Source organism: Psychrobacillus sp. 05T411, assembly GCF_056396485.1.
The window spans coordinates 1-17,558 of record NZ_JBFTLO010000020.1 but is presented as its reverse complement, the minus strand read 5'-3'; the positions used below and the strand labels follow the sequence as shown (position 1 = coordinate 17,558).

The 17,558-nt window shown below is 36.7% G+C and carries 17 protein-coding genes and 1 pseudogene; 15 read left to right on the top strand and 3 right to left on the bottom strand.

Features of this window, described 5'->3' with window-relative positions; genetic code table 11:
- The first annotated feature begins 577 nt into the window (after positions 1 to 577).
- From yycF to AC1DFT_RS14905, 11 genes are all read left to right on the top strand, one after another.
- Entirely contained in the window at positions 578 to 1,282 is a 705-nt protein-coding gene (gene yycF / locus AC1DFT_RS14955; RefSeq protein ID WP_478159531.1) for a response regulator YycF, read from the top strand.
- A gap of 4 nt (positions 1,283 to 1,286) precedes the next feature.
- Positions 1,287 to 3,104, top strand: coding sequence for a cell wall metabolism sensor histidine kinase WalK (gene walK / locus AC1DFT_RS14950; RefSeq protein WP_478159530.1), 1,818 nt, complete (start codon positions 1,287 to 1,289; stop codon positions 3,102 to 3,104).
- Positions 3,101 to 4,423, top strand: a complete 1,323-nt coding sequence (locus AC1DFT_RS14945) for a YycH family regulatory protein (RefSeq protein WP_478159529.1) — start codon at positions 3,101 to 3,103, stop codon at positions 4,421 to 4,423. Before walK ends, AC1DFT_RS14945 begins: the two co-directional genes overlap by 4 nt.
- Positions 4,410 to 5,213, top strand: coding sequence for a two-component system regulatory protein YycI (locus tag AC1DFT_RS14940; protein WP_478159528.1), 804 nt, complete (start codon positions 4,410 to 4,412; stop codon positions 5,211 to 5,213). Before AC1DFT_RS14945 ends, AC1DFT_RS14940 begins: the two co-directional genes overlap by 14 nt.
- A gap of 12 nt (positions 5,214 to 5,225) precedes the next feature.
- Positions 5,226 to 6,014: an MBL fold metallo-hydrolase gene (locus tag AC1DFT_RS14935; protein WP_478159527.1), complete on the top strand. Its 789-nt coding sequence runs from the start codon at positions 5,226 to 5,228 to the stop codon at positions 6,012 to 6,014.
- 132 nt (positions 6,015 to 6,146) lie between these two features.
- Positions 6,147 to 7,388, top strand: coding sequence for a S1C family serine protease (locus tag AC1DFT_RS14930; RefSeq protein WP_478159526.1), 1,242 nt, complete (start codon positions 6,147 to 6,149; stop codon positions 7,386 to 7,388).
- A gap of 167 nt (positions 7,389 to 7,555) precedes the next feature.
- On the top strand, positions 7,556 to 7,723 hold the full coding sequence (locus tag AC1DFT_RS14925; RefSeq protein ID WP_478159525.1) for a CxxH/CxxC protein: 168 nt from the start codon (positions 7,556 to 7,558) through the stop codon (positions 7,721 to 7,723).
- Positions 7,724 to 7,810: 87 nt separating this feature from the next.
- Positions 7,811 to 8,290, top strand: a complete 480-nt coding sequence (gene rlmH / locus AC1DFT_RS14920) for a 23S rRNA (pseudouridine(1915)-N(3))-methyltransferase RlmH (protein ID WP_478159524.1) — start codon at positions 7,811 to 7,813, stop codon at positions 8,288 to 8,290.
- Positions 8,291 to 8,387: 97 nt separating this feature from the next.
- Positions 8,388 to 9,068, top strand: a complete 681-nt coding sequence (locus tag AC1DFT_RS14915; protein WP_478159523.1) for a GIY-YIG nuclease family protein — start codon at positions 8,388 to 8,390, stop codon at positions 9,066 to 9,068.
- 281 nt (positions 9,069 to 9,349) lie between these two features.
- Positions 9,350 to 9,949: an ATP-binding protein gene (locus AC1DFT_RS14910; protein WP_478159522.1), complete on the top strand. Its 600-nt coding sequence runs from the start codon at positions 9,350 to 9,352 to the stop codon at positions 9,947 to 9,949.
- Between the two features lie 219 nt (positions 9,950 to 10,168).
- Positions 10,169 to 10,423 carry a hypothetical protein gene (locus AC1DFT_RS14905; protein ID WP_478159521.1) on the top strand — a complete coding sequence of 85 codons (255 nt, stop codon included), beginning with the start codon at positions 10,169 to 10,171 and terminating at the stop codon, positions 10,421 to 10,423.
- Positions 10,424 to 10,741: 318 nt separating this feature from the next.
- Here AC1DFT_RS14905 and AC1DFT_RS14900 read toward each other — a convergent pair whose 3' ends face one another.
- Together AC1DFT_RS14900 and AC1DFT_RS14895 are read right to left on the bottom strand one after the other, a co-directional pair.
- Positions 10,742 to 10,924: a YdeI/OmpD-associated family protein gene (locus AC1DFT_RS14900; protein WP_478159556.1), complete on the bottom strand. Its 183-nt coding sequence runs from the start codon at positions 10,922 to 10,924 to the stop codon at positions 10,742 to 10,744.
- Between the two features lie 48 nt (positions 10,925 to 10,972).
- Positions 10,973 to 11,311, bottom strand: a pseudogene (locus AC1DFT_RS14895) (ArsR/SmtB family transcription factor); the annotation flags it as partial.
- A gap of 384 nt (positions 11,312 to 11,695) precedes the next feature.
- On the opposite strand from AC1DFT_RS14895, the gene gltS reads away from it, so the two are divergent.
- The 3 genes from gltS (at position 11,696) to safA (ending at position 14,651) form a co-directional block, all read left to right on the top strand.
- Positions 11,696 to 12,880, top strand: a complete 1,185-nt coding sequence (gene gltS, locus AC1DFT_RS14890) for a sodium/glutamate symporter (RefSeq protein WP_478159520.1) — start codon at positions 11,696 to 11,698, stop codon at positions 12,878 to 12,880.
- Between the two features lie 323 nt (positions 12,881 to 13,203).
- On the top strand, positions 13,204 to 13,701 hold the full coding sequence (locus tag AC1DFT_RS14885) for an LURP-one-related/scramblase family protein (protein ID WP_478159519.1): 498 nt from the start codon (positions 13,204 to 13,206) through the stop codon (positions 13,699 to 13,701).
- A 341-nt stretch (positions 13,702 to 14,042) separates the two neighbouring features.
- Positions 14,043 to 14,651, top strand: a complete 609-nt coding sequence (gene safA, locus AC1DFT_RS14880; RefSeq protein WP_478159518.1) for a SafA/ExsA family spore coat assembly protein — start codon at positions 14,043 to 14,045, stop codon at positions 14,649 to 14,651.
- 50 nt (positions 14,652 to 14,701) lie between these two features.
- On the opposite strand, the gene pgeF is transcribed toward safA, so the two are convergent.
- Positions 14,702 to 15,466, bottom strand: a complete 765-nt coding sequence (gene pgeF / locus AC1DFT_RS14875; protein ID WP_478159517.1) for a peptidoglycan editing factor PgeF — start codon at positions 15,464 to 15,466, stop codon at positions 14,702 to 14,704.
- A 333-nt stretch (positions 15,467 to 15,799) separates the two neighbouring features.
- Here pgeF and AC1DFT_RS14870 point away from each other — a divergent pair, with 333 nt between their 5' ends.
- The gene (locus AC1DFT_RS14870) at positions 15,800 to 17,338 is read left to right on the top strand and encodes a malate:quinone oxidoreductase (protein WP_478159516.1); all 1,539 of its coding nucleotides are present in this window, start codon (positions 15,800 to 15,802) and stop codon (positions 17,336 to 17,338) included.
- The last annotated feature ends 220 nt before the right edge of the window (positions 17,339 to 17,558 follow it).

Sequence of the window (17,558 nt, the reverse complement as noted above, 5' to 3'; positions counted from 1 at the left end):
GTGAGACAACTATAATTCCGACGTATTATAGCAATTATATGTCTTAAAGCCCGCCGAACACGCCTAGCCGGTATCTACTCGACTAGTTTGTCGTGTTCAGCTATCTTATTGTCGCGTTCGCAGTGGATATTGTCTCGTTCAACCATTTATTGTTAATATGGGATCTCAATAATTTAGCAATTTATATTGATTTTCGCTGCAGGTGGCGACTCCAACGGGATTAAGTGAGCATGATGAGACTTCACAACGTACGCGCAAGCGGCGGTGAAGGCTCATCGCTCCCCCCGTGGAAAGCGTCCAACCTGCAGCGAAAATCCCAGCGGACACCTTATTCAACGCACTACGGCACAGTATCCTATTATGTACACCATCCAACAGAGGTTTTACCTTATCTCGCTTTTTGTTGAATAAAGTTATGATTTCCTGGGAAATAATTCGACAAATATCGACTGTAGACATCTCATACCAACTACTTCCTTTAAGGATGCGAAGAGTGTAAAAGCATGTTAGAGTAAATACATTAAGAAAAAATTTATTTCTACAAAATATAGAGAAAAGAATGAAAGGGGTACTATAAATGAGTAAAAAGATATTAGTAGTAGACGACGAAAAACCGATTGCAGATATACTGCAATTTAATCTAAAAAAAGAAGGTTATCAAGTATTTTGCGCCTATGATGGCGATGAAGCATTAAAAAAGGTGGAAGAGGTACAACCGGATTTAATGCTATTAGATATTATGCTTCCAAATAGAGACGGTATGGAAGTTTGTCGAGAAGTAAGGAAAAAATATGATTTTCCAATCATCATGTTAACCGCAAAAGATTCAGAGATCGATAAAGTGCTCGGTTTGGAACTAGGAGCAGATGACTATGTTACTAAACCATTTAGCACAAGAGAGTTAATAGCAAGAGTGAAAGCAAATATGCGAAGACATCAAACGACACATGGCGATACAGAAGTTGCGACAAACGATATTGTAATAGGGCCATTAACGATACAACCAGACGCATATTTAGCGTTAAAAAGAGATATAACAATTGAACTGACACATCGTGAATTTGAGTTATTACACTATTTAGCTAAACATATTGGACAAGTGATGACCCGTGAACATTTATTACAAACCGTATGGGGATATGATTATTTTGGAGATGTTCGAACAGTAGACGTAACCATTCGTCGTCTGCGTGAGAAAATCGAGGATAATCCTAGTCATCCTGCATGGATTGTAACTAGAAGAGGCGTCGGTTACTATTTACGAAATCCTGAACAGGAGTAAACAAATGCAAAAGGTTGGTTATTTCAAATCAATTCATATGAAGATTGTTTTTATCTATATACTACTAATAATTATTGCCATGCAAATTATTGGTTTATATTTTGTTCGAGAGTTGGAAAAAACGTTAAGAGAAAATTTTCAGGATTCTATATCAGACCGTGTAAGCTTACTAGAGTTTAGTGCTCGAGAAGAAATCATTAAAATAAGAAATGAAGAAGACCTAACTAAAGAGCAAAGCCTGCGTTCGATCTTGTCAGGTTTAAATTCATACGACATTAAAGAAGTGCGTGTCATTGATGCGAGATATCAAATTTTAGCGACATCGGATGACAGTAACCAGTCGATCGTTGGACAAAGATCCATGGATGAATTAGTGAAGCTATCCATAACTACCGCAAATGAACAAAACAAGATTTCACTAGATAAGGAAAAGCGAATTTGGATTTTAGCAACGCCAATCATCTATCAGGGAGATGTAGTTGGTTCTTTATATATCGAATCGAATATTGAAAATGTTTTTGGTCAGATGAATGAGATAAACCAAATTCTTGCAGGGGGTACGGCCGTTGCACTTGCCATTACGATTGTTCTCGGAATATTAATCGCACAAACGATTACTAGACCAATATCCGATATGAGAAAACAAGCGCAAGCTATGGCGAAAGGTAATTTTTCTCGCAAAGTACGTGTATACGGCAATGATGAGATCGGTCAACTAGCTATTGCATTTAACCATTTAACAAATCGTTTGCAAGAAGCGCAATCGACAACAGAGGCAGAGCGTCGAAAGCTTGCATCGGTTCTTGCCAATATGACGGATGGCGTTATTGCGACAGATCGTAAAGGACGAGTTATTCTTATTAATGATCCGGCTATCCGATTATTGCGTATTCCGAGAGAGATGGTTTTAAATCGTCCGATTATATCTGTTCTTGGTATTGATTCTGCTTATTCATTTGAGGATTTAATTCACTTAAAGGAATCCATGAATTTAGATTTAAGTACGCAAGAGCGCCCATTTATATTGCGCACGAACTTTTCCGTCATTCAAAAAGAAACAGGTTTTGTGAATGGATTAATCGCCGTGCTACATGATAATACTGAACAGGAAAAAATAGACATGGAACGAAGAGAGTTTGTTGCAAACGTGTCACATGAGTTACGGACTCCACTAACGACGATGAGCAGTTATTTAGAAGCACTGGCAGAAGGTGCATGGAGAGATGACGAGATTGCACCAACATTTTTACAAGTGACACAAACGGAAACACATCGGATGATTCGTCTTGTAAATGATTTGCTGCAATTATCTAAAATGGATAGTAGGGACTATGATTTGAACCGAGAGATTGTTAATTTCAATCAATTTTTTAATCGAATAATAGATCGATTTGAACTTTCTAAATCTCAACATGTTACTTTTCAACGGATGCTGTCTGATAAAGCGTATTATGTAGATATCGACACGGATAAATTGACACAAGTAATGGATAATATTATTTCCAATGCAATGAAATACTCACCGGATGGAGGAAATATCCGATTTGGAGTTGCTGTGCAAGAAAATATATTAACTGTGATGATTTCAGATGAAGGTATGGGGATACCTCCTGAAAATGTTAATCGAATTTTTGATCGTTTTTATCGCGTGGATCGTGCAAGAGCAAGGTCAATGGGTGGAACGGGTCTTGGACTCGCTATTGCCCGGGAAATGATAGAAGCACATGGTGGTAGCATTTGGGCAGAAAGTGAAGAAGGACAAGGCACGACAATATTTTTCACATTAAAAGTTGAAATGGACGAGGAAGGTGAGTGGGATTGAAGTATATTGAACAAGTAAAATCAGTTATTTTACTCTTACTCATCCTACTTAGTTTAACCCTAACTTTTACGATATGGACGTATTCACCTTCGTATAATACAAACGATACACCAGTAGTTGATATTGCAATTGCAGAAAAAAAGAGAATGGAAGATGTAGTGAAGCCTTATCGACTACTGTTCAGTCAAGAAGAGTCATTAAATGGTTCCGAAAATACGCAAGTAATCGAAGATGTATTAAATTCAATGAAAAATTGGGAAATACAAACGGTAGAGCTTTTGAATAATCAAGCAAGTGATCAGCAAATAAATGAGTATACAAAAATACCGAATCGGATGACCTTCTTTTTTCCAGCGGAAGTTCCATTTAAAATATACGACAATATTTTAAACTTTACTGATTATAGTTTACCTAACGCCTCGTTCAATCGATTAATCGTTGAATGGGATGATAACCCTAGTGAAAAAATGAATCTATACTTCATTAGCACGACAACACAAAAAGTCTATGCAGCAAACATCAGCAATGCCAATCAAGAAAATTTTGTCAAACGCTTGAAAAAACAAACGATCGATCTGCCGGTGTATAATGAGATAGAAAGAGTAAATCGACTTTCGCTATATGTAACTGCAAGCCCTAAATCAATGTCCAGCTACTCGTATTTTGTAGAAAAAATTGCACCGGACAAGTTTAAAAATGCTTTGTTTACGAATCCGAGCCTCGTTCGCAGTAATCCATTAGGAGTAAGTGGGCAGGAGTATACGGATGATAGTGCACTCATGAACGTCGACTATTTATATAAAAAGTTAAGTTATGTGCACCCAGCTTCGGAAAGTGATACCGTCGGTAAACCGGATGAGCTTATTCAACAAAGTTTGAACTTCATTAATGAGCATAATGGATGGACAGATGATTATCGATATAGTCGTTTGAATTCTTCTACAAAACAAGTAAGTTATCAACTCTATTTTCTTGGAATGCCAGTTTTCAGTGATGATACAGCAACCGAGATTACACAATACTGGGGAACAAATCGTGTATATCGGTATATTAGGCCATATTATACGTTGGATGCCCCTACACCTGAGAAAAAAAGAGAAGTCCCGTTACAATCTGGACAAGATATATATGACTTGATTCACTCCCTTTCTGATAAAAAAGTGTCATCCATCGATGATATTGTACTTGGATACAATTTGTCTCAGGACGATGAGCAGGAGATTATAAATCTAGAGCCTTCGTGGTATTATTTAGCGAATGGTTCTTGGATTCGAGTTACTCCGGAACTATTAGGGGGTGACAAATTTGGATTGGAATAAAACGAAAACGATATTTATTATCGTATTTTCTATTTTAAATGTGTTTTTATTATCTCTTTACTCGACTAGGTACAATGATGCGCTGAATGTAGTGGAGCCAATGGATACTCCTATTGAGGAAAGACTACTGTCGGAAAATATTAAAGTCCCGAAAACAGAATCATATATCCAAGAGGCATCGTACGTCTCTGGAAATGTACATCTTTTTAGTGAGGAAGAGTTAAATGAATTAACAAACCAGACGTTAGAAGTAAAGGATGGTTATCAATTAATTGGTACATTTAAAGAACCACTTCCCATAACAACAGAAAGTTCTTTAGAAAAGCTAGTTAAAGAAAATATTATAAATGGTGATTCCTACGGATTGTGGAAAATAGATGAAGAGGAACAATCGGCTACATTTTTTCAAAAAGTAAATGATCGACTCGTTTACCACAATAAAAATGCGCAAGTAATTGTCTATTGGAATGATGAAGAAGAAATCATTCGATACGAACAAACAGTATTGAATAATCTAGAAGATTACGATGAATTGAAAAAGTTAGTGTCGCCTATGTTAGTAATTAAAGTTTTGTACTCCAGCTCATTATTAAAAGCAGATTCGACTGTTAAAGATATTAGACTAGGGTATTCAACATTAGCCCAACTAACCGAGACACAAGTATTTGCACCAACTTGGTATGTACCAGTCGAACTTGCAGACGGGACGATGGAGGGGTATTTTGTCAATGCAGTAGAAGGAACAATTAGTGAAATTCCTAAAAAGACGGAACAACCAGAAGTAAAGTAAGGAGTTTTAGCAATGAAGTTTAGTGTTTTAGCAAGTGGGAGTAGTGGGAATGCGATTTATGTGGAAAACGAAGATCATTCTTTTTTAGTCGACGTGGGCTTAAGTGGGAAGAAAATGGAACAGCTTTTTAGTGAAATAGGTCGAGATATTAAAAAGCTATCAGGCATTTTTATAACACATGAGCATAGTGACCATATTAAGGGATTAGGTGTCGTTGCTAGAAAACATGGTATACCAATTTATGCAAACGAAAAAACATGGCTAGCAATGGATCCCCTAATCGGCAAAGTGCCCGTTGAACAACGATTCCAATTTGATATGGAGACTGTAAAATCATTTGGAACGCTGGATATCCAGTCTTTTGCTGTCTCGCACGATGCGGTGGATCCAATGTTTTATATATTTCATGAAAATGGACGTAAGCTTGTTTTAATTACGGACACTGGGTACGTTAGCGACCGGATGAAAGGACATATTAAAGGAGCAGATTCCTTTGTTTTTGAAAGTAACCATGATGTGAGTATGCTTCAAATGGGACGATATCCTTGGTCGATAAAAAGAAGAATATTAAGCGATGTAGGACATGTTTCCAACGAAGATGCAGCGGTTGCGATGAGTGAAGTGGTAGATACTAAAAACACGCATATTTATTTATCTCATTTAAGTAAAGATAATAATATGAAAGATCTTGCACGAATGAGTGTTGCACAAACACTTCAGTCTTGCGGTATTGTTACGGGTGAATATGTACATCTTCATGATACAGATGCAAACGTACCAACTGAATTAGTAACCGTTTAAATAGCAAAAGTTCCAAAGCAAATGCTTTGGGACTTTTTTTATTTATCTTTAAATGTATTTTCATCTTATTTTAATGTGAGTTGGGTAAAGTAACAATACAAACAGTTATATAAAAAGAAAGGAAGATGAACGATGGAACCAAATAATCCATACGGACCACAAGAGGAACCAAGAATAGAAGAGACAATAGTAGAAAAAAGAGCACCAAAAAAAGAAAAAAAGCGAGGTGTAGCTGGCTTTTTTTTCAGTGGATTAGCAGGTGTACTAGTTGGAGCTTTACTTGTATGGTTTTTAATACCTTCTGTCGTAACAAATTTACCAGCCGACAATACGGCTAACATAACTAATACTCCCGGCAAAACACAGCAACTTTCTGTAGACATAACAACTGACGTAACAGGCGCAGTTGAAAAAGCCTCAGGAGCAGTTGTAGGTGTTTCCAATATCCAATCGGTAACAAACTTTTGGAGTCAATCCCAATCGGAGCAAGAAGCTGGGACGGGTTCAGGCGTTATTTATAAAAAAGAAAATGGAAAAGCATATGTGATTACGAATCATCATGTAATCGAAGGTGCAAAGGCAGTAGAAGTAACATTAGCAGATGGCGCAAAAGTGGAAGCTAAATTAGTTGGAAGTGACGTATGGACAGACTTGGCTGTTTTAGAAATTGACGATAAAGGTGTAGATACAGTTATCGAATTTGGAGATTCTGATGCCTTAAAGCAAGGGGAATCTGTTATTGCTATTGGTAATCCGTTAGGCTTAGACTTCTACGGTTCCGTTACAACTGGTGTTGTATCTGGTAAAGACCGTGCTGTACCAACAGATATAAACGGGGATGGAATAGAAGACTGGCAGGCAGAAGTTTTACAAACAGATGCAGCGATTAACCCAGGGAACAGTGGTGGAGCATTGATCAATCTGGCAGGACAATTAATCGGAATAAATTCGATGAAAATTTCCGAATCTACCGTAGAGGGTATGGGACTTGCAATACCAGTTAACTCCGCGATTCCAATTATTGAAGATTTAGAGGCAAATGGAAAAGTAAATCGTCCATCTATGGGCATCACTTTGGTCGATGTAACAAATGTACCTGCAATTCATCAGCGTGATACGTTAAAACTACCAGCTGAAGTGACAACAGGAGTTGTAGTAGATCAAGTTATTGAAAATACACCAGCTGCTTTAGCAGGTATGAAACCATATGATGTCATTGTAGAAATGGACGGAGAAAAAATTGAAAACACCATTGAGTTGAGAAAACATTTATACAATGAAAAAGAAATTGGTGATGAATTGAAAGTAAAAGTATACCGTCAAGGTGAATTAGTAGAACTGACGATTGCATTAAAAGAAACGGATACATTATAAATATGTGGATAACTCCAAAATGTAAATAAAAGATGTACACAACGAGTAGGAAAAGAAAAGCTGTTCTTTCCTACTCGTTTTTCTTTTGATAAAATAGATTGTGGATAAGAGTTGGTCGTTTGTGTATAACTAATTAAATTATTCGGAAAACGAAAGGAAGTTAAAAATTGAGAATATTCAGCTGTGAAACCCATATAAATCAAGCATTAGACATGTTCGTTGCGGAACAAAAAACGTTTCCAATGCTAGAGAAATTAAATGGAGAAGAAAAGTTATCCACAAAGTGCACATACTGTAATGTCGCTGCAGTATATGTTGTAGAAAAAGAAGAATAAGACACAATATATAGAACTTGGTTGTGGATATGTGCATAAGTGTTGTTGATAACTTGTTTGTAAACAAAATGTAAAGGTGGATAACCTGTGAATATACAAATTGTCTCGGTTGGAAAGTTGAAAGAAAAATATTTGAAAATGGGGATTGAGGAATACACCAAACGTCTAGGTAGCTATGCAAAAATTGATTTAGTAGAAGTACCTGATGAAAAAGCACCAGAAAATTTAAGTGATGCCGACATGGAAATCGTAAAGAAAAAAGAAGGAGACCGCATTTTAGCAAAAATCGGAGCAGATACTTATGTCGTTGCGTTAGCAATTGAAGGAAAGATGAAAACATCCGAGCAACTTGCTAGTGATTTAGAGACGTTAATGACCTATGGTCGCAGCAAAATTGCCTTTGTGATTGGTGGATCTCTCGGTTTACATGATGATGTGATGAAACGTTCGGATGAAAAATTGTCTTTTAGTAAAATGACTTTGCCCCATCAATTGATGAAGTTGGTATTAGTGGAGCAGATTTACCGTAGTTTTAGGATAATGAAGGGTGAACCTTATCATAAATAAGTGCGATTATAAGTAATAGATGATTATATAAGAACCTACAGTATTAATTTATCATTAGAGCTGTAGGTTTTATTTATAGAGGAATGGGGGTGGTAATTTGGAAGAATATAAATATAGACAGCTTCCTATAACTCCAATGATTATAGAAGAGCTGATTTTAAAGTTATTTAACGGAAAATTAATAAAAAGAGACGAGATTGTAAACAAAGTATTAGAACATCATTTAATGAATGAAGGTAAAGAACCTGAAATACTAGATTTTCCGAGATCTGTTAAGACAACTTTATCACAAATGTCGAAAAAGGGAATCGTAGAAAATGTTGCGTATGGATATTGGAAAATACATGATGAGACAAGTACTTTTAATGAGGATACAAACGTAGAAGTTATAGAGGAAACAGAAGATGAAATACCTCATGATTTTCTGGAATATGAAGAATTAGGAGAAGGAAACTCATCGGTTTATGTATACTATTTTGAAAGTTATAAAGAGTTGTCTATGTTAAAAGGTGAGGAATCTTGGCCGTGTAAAATAGGTATGTCGGAAAGAGATCCGAAAATAAGAATTCTTTCACAGGTATCTACAGCATTACCTGAACTGCCTAAAATAGCATTTATAATAAAAACAGATAAACCATCTCTTTTAGAAATAGCAATTCATTCAATTTTAAAATTGAGAGATAAACAAATCGAATATGCTCCTGGAACAGAATGGTTTAATACTAATCCCGAAGAAATATTAGAAATTATAAAATTTATAAATGTAAAAACTATATAAATTAAATGACTAGGTAATACATTAACAATTAACGTAATAAAAGTTGTACTTAAAGGTATTACGCTTGTTATATATAAAAAGTATTAAAAACCCCCAGTTAATATGGTGCGGAGAACCATAAAGGTTTTAAGGGTGATTATTCAGCAAAAATTATTGAAAATTCTAGTGAAGAAGATGTAGATTTTGTTGAAGTAGAGAATTTAAAACGCAAATTACATTCAAGGGATAAAGACTCAACATTATACAATCTAGATGATTTGAGTTTCCTAAAAGATCTTGAATTGATTAAAGTTATAGAAGATGAAATTAAATTGACTGTAGCAGGTGTTTTACTTGTAGGAACAGAAGCTGCAATTGTAAAATATTTACCGCAAGCAGAAATACTAGTTTTAAGTTATAAAGAAGGAAAAACGGAGTATCATAAGAGATTAGATTTAAAAGTACCATTAGTGAGAGCAATAGATAGAATTCACCAAGTATTTGAGGACCGTAATAGTATTGAAAATATTCAAGTTGGTTTATTTAAATTAGAAGTTCAAGACTATCCAATCAATGTTTTCCAAGAAGCTTTATTAAATGCCATGACACATAGAGATTATGAAAATACATCTTCAATTATTATTAAATTTTATCCGACTGAAATTGTTATAGAAAACCCTGGATCTTTCCCTGAAGGTATAGATAGTAATAATATTATTAGCCATCCTTCTACACCAAGGAATAAGTTAATAGCTGAGATATTTCAGAAGTTAAAATATGTTCAGAGATCTGGTCAAGGTGTAGATATTATTTTTAAGGATATGCTAGCTTTAGGCAAATCTGCTCCAGATTATACTTTATATAATAATGCTGTAAAATTAATTTTACGCAGTAGTTTATAGGACGTTGAGTTTCTAAAGTTCATTACTAAGGAAGAAGAACTTTTAGGCGAATTTACAGTTCAGGAAATCTGTATTTTAAAATATATCAAAGAAAATAAAACAATTACACTTTCAAAAGCTGCTGAAGTTGCACAAATTAATAAGCAATCAGTAACTACAGTGCTGAATAACCTATGTCAAAGGAAAAATATACTCCAGAGAGAAAAAAGAAATAGCTATATGTTTACTCATCGTGTGTATGCTGAATTTGAGGATCAAATTGAATATATAAAAGATAAAGATTTTGATGAGATTCAGGCTGAAGTGATGATTGTTGACTATTTGAAGAAAAACGATTATATAACAAGGTCTGATGTAGAAATTTTATGTGGTTTTTCATCAACTAGTAGTAAAAGGGTTTTGCAAAAGCTAAGAGCTCAAGAACAAATAGAATTGGTAGGGAAGGGGAATGCTAGTAAATATATATTAAAGTAATTGATGGACCGAATCCCAAGTTTTTGGACCGATTGGTGGACCGAATCCCAAGTTTTTGGACCGATTGTGGACCGAATCGAGAATTAAAAACCGCATTTAGACCAGTCAAGGAGAACCGTATCGTAAGTAAATGAAGTATTTTTAAGAATACATATTCAAAGTCGATTTTTTAGAGCAAAGATCGACTTTGAATAAATTATTAGTGATTTTTAATTAAACCTTATCTCTTTTCAACCATTAAAATAAAGGGCTAGTAATTTCCTTGAACTTGATTAACCATTCTATTAATGAGATTTGCATGATTTCTTCATAAGTTAGTTACTGTGTCCGACCTTCTTTTAATGTAACGACTGCTTTGTCAATCCGAAGCTGTCGAGTCTCCGCTGTCTTAGCTCCCTCAATAGAAAGGATGAATCTCCGTTTATTGCTATAGGATAACCCGTCGAAAAATTGTTTTGCTTCAGTCTCATGCTCAAGTACTTCTAAGAAATCGGCAGGCACAGTAAGTTCCCGAGGCTTAGTGTCTAATTCAATGTCAACATCTTCTCTTTTATTATTACCCTGAAGTTGATTCAAATAATCGTTCAAGCGATTGAATCTCTTGCCCCAAATGCTTAGAATGGACTTTAGCTAGCCATCTAGTTCATCGAATGGTTGAGATATGAGTTTGTAGATTCCACGATTTGCGAGAGCTTGTACCTAAACGGGCCCAGCATCACTAAGAACTCGGAGATGTTTGGAATTTTGTGGTTGACGGAGTTCAAGCCTCTCGGATATTTCTCCTACAGTAAGGGACCCATTACATAAGAGTTCGACAATATGTAGACGATTAGGTTCGGCAAGGGTACTAAAAGTTAATAGCTTCTCCACTATAATTCCTATCTCCATTCATTAATAATTTATAACTGAAAATGTCGGATTTTGTAGGATTCGATAAGTTTCCCCTAAAATATTAGAATAGAACTACCTCCACTCGATGAAAGCGCTTACCTGCTGGAGAAGAAAATTTATTGATGTAGAAAAAATTAAAATTTACTAAGGCATATGAAATTTTTACCGTGCTAATACTAGGATTAATTGTTGGAGTATGAGGATGGTTTCCKTGTGTATCGCCATTAATGTAGGTGAATCTTTTGCATTATGAGCAAATGACAAAAGGACAAGCTTTAACATATCCGAGGTTAACCAAGATATTGATGAAAACGGCTGAACAGTTCGGCTTGGGGAACTTCTACAATCAAGCGGTAAAGCTTTTTAGAAAGGTGAAGATATATGATTGAACTAAATCAAATTACAACTTTGTTCCTTGCAGTAGCTCTCTATTTGTTGGGAATGGCACTTGTCAACCGAATCGGATTGCTTAATCGGTTCCTGATCCCTGCGCCTGTCGTCGGCGGTTTGATATTCGCGATTTTAGCGCTCGTATTGAAAACTACGGGGATTGTCGAGGTTACATTGGATACATCGCTACAGACGCTGTTCATGATCGCCTTCTTTACGACGGTCGGCCTTGGGGCAAGCTTCAAACTCATCAAATTGGGTGGGAAGCTCTTAGTCATCTACTTGCTCTTGTGCGGCGTCACGGTGTTCATGCAGAACGTCATCGGTGTTTCGTTTGCTCAATTGTTTGGAATTGACCCATTGTTGGGTGTCATGGCTGGAGCAGTTTCGATGAACGGAGGACATGGTGGTGCTGCAGCATACGGACAGACCATTGAGGACTTGGGCATTTCCTCAGCCTTGACGATTGGCATGGCCGCTGCCACACTTGGCCTGATTTGCGGTAGCCTTACTGGTGGACCGGTTGCGCGGTACCTGATTAAGAAACACGACTTAAAGCCGGCATCGGGTGAAATAGAAAAGTATGTAGAGAAAGATGAGAAGCCGATTCGAGAATGGTCGTTCATGGTCCAGGTCGCCCTCCTCACGTTTTCCATGGCAGTGGGTACGTATCTTGGTGATTTGTTTACGAATGTGACCGGCTTCGTGCTACCGTCCTATATCGGAGCGATGTTTGTGGCGGTCATTGTCCGGAATCTTGCTGATCGCTTTGTAAAGGGCACGGTGAACATGAAGGAAATTAACTTCATCGGTGACATTTCGCTTGCGATTTTTCTTTCGATGGCATTGATGAGCATCAAGTTATGGGAAGTCGCAGATCTCGCACTACCACTCATCGGCATTATACTCATCCAGGTTATCTTCCTCGTCTTGTATACGATATTTGTGATGTTCCGCATGCTTGGAAAAGATTACGATGCGGCTGTTATGATATCTGGATTCTTAGGCCACGGGCTGGGTGCAACACCGAATGCAATGGCGAACATGTCCGCTACCGTGAGCAAGTATGGTCCTTCTCGCACGGCGTTCCTGGTCGTGCCAATTGTAGGTGCATTCCTGATCGATGTTGTATTTAGTGCGCCGATCATAATCACGACCATTAACTTGTTCAAGTGAGTTATTGGAACGACTGCTTTCAGATTAACAATCTCTGATTTAATAAAAAATATAAATCAGAGTAAGTAGAAACTAGAAACTTCTAAAAAAGTGATATAAACACAAGAGACTGTCAACAACAGACGGTCTCTTGTGTTTTTTACAACCATTTTTTTCTAATCACTATCTCTGCAATAAAAAGATAAAGTATCCAACATAACTAGATTACAATCGTATTGCTGTAAAAAGCCGATTTGGATCTGGGTGAGAAGGTAGGCGTTTGAGTACCTAATTTCGAATAATGGTATACTTTTGGTAGCATACATTACCTTAGGAGGCGTAATATGAAGCAACTTTATATAAAGCAAAAGGTATTCAGTCTAGGTGGAAAGTTTACCGTAAAGAATGAGCAGGAGCAGGATGTTTATTACGTGGAAGGAAGTTTTATGCAAATTCCAAAGACGTTCTCCATTTTAAATACAACAAGAGATGAAATCGCACTCATTACAAAAAAAGTGTTCAGTTTTTTACCGAAGTTTTTTGTGGAGGTCAATGGTGTTGAGGTGTTAACGATAAAGAAGGAGTTTTCCTTCTTTAAAGCACGCTATACGATTGATGCGGCAGGCATTGAGGTAAATGGGAACTGGTGGGATATGGATTTCCAAGTGCTGCGACATGGTGAAATCGTCGGTAAAGTAAACAAAGAGTGGTTCACTTGGGGAGATAGCTACAAAGTTCAAATAGTGGATGAAGAGATGGAGGGCGTAATCATTGCACTTGTTGTGGCAATTGATTGTGTTAAGGCTGACCAAGCAGCTGCTTCCTCAGCAGCGACGATGTAAAATAACGTCAAAAAAGCAGGAAATCACAGATGGATTTCCTGCTTTGTGTGTTTTCTAACTTTAAAAATAGTACTATCTAGTTCATTAAATGTGAATATTAAGTGAGGAATGGGATAAATAACGAAAAAATGGGGAATTTTTTTATGGTAACTTTTTCCTTTGTCGTTTATATGACAAATATATTACCAAAAATTTTTGGAAGAAACCTTGTATCCCAATTAATCTAAAATTGTTTATTTCACCTGTAATGAAATTGTAAAAATCCTTCCATATATTAAGTGGTGAATAACTTTACGAAACTACTTACCATGAATATATACTAAACTGGAAGGATTGATTGGATGTTTAAAAAAGTAGGGAAAGCGGCCATTGCTTCTGCTTTATCTATATCGTTGTTATTACCAATGAGCGCTTTGGCAGATAGTTCATATTCAGTCGTTAAAGGAGACACGCTTTGGAAAATTGCGATGAAAACACAAACAGGGGTTCAGGAATTAATCGACGTAAATCCAGGGCTAGCGAATCCGAATCTTATCTATCCTGGACAAAAGATTAATGTTCCAACAAAAGAACAAGCTAGTGTAGAGCAAGAAGTGATTAAACTTATAAATGTGGAAAGAGCAAATGCTGGACTTCCAGCTCTTAAAAGTAACTGGGAGCTTGCAAGAGTAGCAGAATCCAAGTCCCAGGATATGCATGATAAGCAATATTTCGATCACACAAGCCCGACATATGGTTCACCATTTGATATGATGAAAAGCTATGGTATTACATACAAATCAGCTGGAGAAAACATTGCACAAGGTCAAAAATCTGCAGCTGAAGTAGTGAAAGCTTGGATGAACAGCGAAGGGCATAGAGCCAATATCCTTAATAAAAACTTTACGCATATTGGAGTAGGGTATGTGCAGGATGGTAATTATTGGACACAAATGTTTATACAAAAATAAAGGAAGATGAAGATAGTCAATTTAAAAAAGGACCTGTTGTAGGTCCTTTTTTAAATGCCCTTTTTCATGATAAAACTCATATGTCTACCACTTTGTCTATCTTGTCGGTAAGAGAATCCATCTGGGCTCAAAAACGTACAAGTGGTATCTATTTTAATTTGCTCAGACGGAATTCCCACTAATTCACATTGCTTTTTCACGGTTAGCTGGTTATCGATATGATATTTATTCGTTTCTTCATTGTAATAAATAAAGTCATCTGCGTAACCTAGGTCTCTAAATTTTACATATACATCTTCATCCACTTCAAATTTCTCTTGGCTAAGGGCTGCACCAAGTTGGACGTGTAAATCGCTTGGATTACATCGCTCTATTTGCGTTAAATGTTGAAAAAGTTTCAAGGTAATTTCTTTTACGGTACCTTGCCAGCCAGAATGGATTACCCCAATGAGACCAGTCTTTTCATTAAAAAAAATGACAGGAACACAATCGGCAGTGAAGCTGCATAATAAGAGATCCGGCTCATATGTATATAAGGCATCTGTATCTGCAATGGCGGTATCTATTCGGTCTGCACCTCGACCTTTGTCATCTAACGTTACCCGGTGGAAATTAGCACTATGTGTTTGATTGGCACAGACGAAGGTCTTTAAATCACAATGTAAGGATGCGGCTAGTGTTTTACGGTTTTCCAATATATTATTTGGGTTTTCACATACATGAAGGGCCATGTTGTTGTTCTCATATTCGGCACTATCTTTCAAACTCATTCCTGCTACGAACTTTTCATTGTTTACATATATTTTTGTATTCATCTCATCACCTAGTTTAAATATATAGTAGAAACGAATGAAAGTTAATTAAAAAAACCTATTTGTATGTCAGGTTTTAATTTATGATTTATTTTACATATACCCTCTGGAATTTCTCCCATCATTTCTCTTAGATTCCATGACTTAATACTACAATATACGACATAGAATGAGATAGAGATGTTTTAATCTTAAAATAACTATGATACACTAATAAAAGGATATAAATAATACAGAAAAGGTGTGTTCCTAGGTCGCGTCTTGTTTTGCTATAACGACTAAGAAGGAGCGTCTACATCCTTTCTGCAAAACTTAAGATATAAGGATATGGTAAAAATGAGTAACAGACAAACTAACACAGATGTTATCTTAATTGGTGCCGGCATCATGAGTGCGACTTTGGGAACACTGCTGAAAGAACTAGCGCCAGACTTGAAAATTACGGTATTCGAAAAGCTTGATCAAGCAGGGGAAGAAAGCTCCAATGAATGGAATAATGCAGGAACAGGACATTCCGCACTGTGTGAGCTTAACTATACGAGTGAAAAACCAGACGGTACTGTAGATATTAGTAAAGCACTCAAGATTAATGAACAGTTCCAACTTTCTAGACAGTTTTGGTCGTACCTTGTAGATAGCGGTCGAATCAGTAATCCGCAAGACTTTATTATGCCTTTGCCACATATTAGCTATGTACATGGGGAGCAAAACGTTAAATTTTTGAAAAATCGTTTTGAAGCGCTTTCAAATAGTCCTTTATTTGAAGGAATGGAGTTTTCCGACAATCCAGAAAAATTGAAGGAATGGATTCCGCTTATGTTGAAAGACCGAACTTTGGATAAGCCAATAGCGGCAACAAAAATCGACTCTGGAACAGATGTCAACTTCGGTGCTTTAACGCGCATGTTGTTTGATCACTTAGAAAATGAAAATGTAGATGTTAGATACAATCATCAAGTAAATGATATTAAACGTACGAGCGATGACTTATGGGAATTGAAAGTGCAGAGCAATGATGGCAAACTTGAATATGTTAATGCAAAATTTGTCTTTATCGGCGGCGGTGGCGGAAGCTTACCTTTACTGCAAAAAACAGGTATACCTGAAAGTAAACATGTAGGTGGGTTCCCGGTTAGTGGTCTATTCCTAGTGTGTAAAAATCCAGAAATAGTAGCGCAACATCATGCAAAAGTATATGGTAAGGCTGCGGTTGGAGCTCCACCAATGTCCGTTCCCCATCTGGATACTCGATATATCAACAATGAAAAATCATTATTATTTGGACCATTCGCCGGCTTTTCACCAAAGTTCTTAAAAACCGGTTCAAATATGGATTTATTAGGTTCTGTAAAACCGARTAATGTATTCACGATGTTATCGGCAGGTGCGAAAAACATGTCGTTAACGAAATACTTAGTTCAACAACTTATGTTATCGAAAGAACAACGTATCGAGGAGTTACGGGAGTTTGTTCCTAATGCTAAAAGTGAAGATTGGGATATCGTAGTAGCGGGACAACGTGTACAAGTGATTAAAGACACCGAAGCAGGAGGCAAAGGCACACTGCAATTTGGTACGGAAGTTATTACTGGAGCGGATGGTTCTGTTGCAGCCTTGCTAGGTGCTTCTCCAGGCGCTTCTACTGCGGTTCATGTTATGCTTCAAATAATTAATAGATGCTTCCCGCAATATGTAAAAGAGTGGGAGCCAAAAATCAAAGAAATGATTCCTTCTTATGGTATCTCTTTAGTGGAAAATCCTGAACTTTTCCGCGAACTTCATACTTCTACAGCGAAGACGCTTGGTTTAAGTGAGGACATACCGAACGAAGATAATTCTTCTGAGGAAGAGACACAGGAATTAGAAAGAGTTTAATAAAAAAAGAATCGCCCATCCTTCTAATAGATGGGCGATTCTTTTTTTATGTCATGCGGTTGTCAAAATAACGGTTCTATAATATTTGTTGGGGTTTTCCTACAATTGTGCATAAAAAAATGCACGTAACTTCTGTTTCTTTTATACTTGAATTGTCGAGAAACAAGTATGAAAAGGAGCTACGTACAAATGCATTTTAACATGAATATCCCAGGATTAA

Excerpts from the sequence above, each read along its gene's own strand:
- walK (WP_478159530.1), top strand. The coding sequence starts at position 1,287 with ATGCAAAAGGTTGGTTATTTCAAATCAATTCATATGAAGATTGTTTTT.
- gltS (WP_478159520.1), top strand. The coding sequence starts at position 11,696 with ATGATTGAACTAAATCAAATTACAACTTTGTTCCTTGCAGTAGCTCTC.
- AC1DFT_RS14930 (WP_478159526.1), top strand. The coding sequence starts at position 6,147 with ATGGAACCAAATAATCCATACGGACCACAAGAGGAACCAAGAATAGAA.
- safA (WP_478159518.1), top strand. The coding sequence starts at position 14,043 with ATGTTTAAAAAAGTAGGGAAAGCGGCCATTGCTTCTGCTTTATCTATA.
- AC1DFT_RS14935 (WP_478159527.1), top strand. The coding sequence starts at position 5,226 with ATGAAGTTTAGTGTTTTAGCAAGTGGGAGTAGTGGGAATGCGATTTAT.
- AC1DFT_RS14885 (WP_478159519.1), top strand. The coding sequence starts at position 13,204 with ATGAAGCAACTTTATATAAAGCAAAAGGTATTCAGTCTAGGTGGAAAG.
- yycF (WP_478159531.1), top strand. The coding sequence starts at position 578 with ATGAGTAAAAAGATATTAGTAGTAGACGACGAAAAACCGATTGCAGAT.
- AC1DFT_RS14905 (WP_478159521.1), top strand. The coding sequence starts at position 10,169 with ATGTTTACTCATCGTGTGTATGCTGAATTTGAGGATCAAATTGAATAT.
- pgeF (WP_478159517.1), bottom strand. The coding sequence starts at position 15,466 with ATGAATACAAAAATATATGTAAACAATGAAAAGTTCGTAGCAGGAATG.